Here is a 901-nt window from a genome sequence, read left to right as displayed (position 1 = left end):
GCGCCGAAGGAATAGAACAGCATCAGCGCCGCATTGATCAGCACGAACTCGCCCGTGTCGGCGCGATCGTTCGAATGCGCCGCCGACAGCGAATAGAGCGGCATGGCGAAACAGCCGAAGATGAAGATGAGGATGAAGTTGAGCGCCGGATTGCTGCCGGCGATGAACACCAGCGCCAGCGCCGAAAACATTGCGCAGCACGTCGTGATCAACAGGACGCGGCGCCGGTCCCAGCGGTCGGAGAGATAACCCAGCGGATACTGGATGATGGCGCCGCCGAAGATGCCGACGCTGACGAAGGTGACGACATCGGCGACCGACATGCCGATCTGCTCGGCATAGACCGGCGACAAGGTGCGAAAGGCGCTGTTGGTGACGCCGACGGCGATGCAGCCGAAGCAGCCCAGCGGCGAAATCCGCCAGACGCGCGCCAGGTCGAGCTTGACCTCTTCGGGTGGTGCCGGGTTTGAGCGGTCGCCGAGCGACACCGGCACCAGCGACAAGGTGATCATCATCGACATGATGGCGAAGATGGCGAAACCGCCGGCGCCGAAGACCGGGATCAGGAACTGGGCTGATGTCACCGAACCGATGTCGACCATCCGGTAGATCGCCAGCACGCGTGCGCGGTCGTGATTGCCGACGCCGGAATTCAGCCAGCTTTCGACGATGGTGAACAGCCCGGCGAAGCAGAAGCCGCCAGCAAGGCGCACCGCGCACCACATCACCGGATCGATGACCAGCACCAGGAGCAAGGTGCCGACCGAGGCGATTGCCGCCAGCGCCGAAAATGCCCTGATATGGCCGACCGCCTTCATGATGCGGGTGATGGCCAGGCAGCCGAGCAGGAAGCCGGCGAAGTAGAAGGTGCCCATCAGGCCGATGTCGGAAGCCGAAAACC

Annotated in this window: 1 protein-coding gene; it reads right to left on the bottom strand. The window is 63.5% G+C overall.

What is annotated here, in order from left to right:
- On the bottom strand, positions 1-901 hold a 901-nt coding region (locus EOC06_RS29875), incomplete at both ends, for an MFS transporter (protein WP_245470206.1).

This window comes from Mesorhizobium sp. M7A.F.Ca.MR.362.00.0.0 (assembly GCF_004023175.1).
In the GTDB taxonomy this organism is placed as follows: Bacteria; Pseudomonadota; Alphaproteobacteria; order Rhizobiales; family Rhizobiaceae; genus Mesorhizobium.
This window is presented reverse-complemented; position numbering and strand designations above follow the sequence as displayed.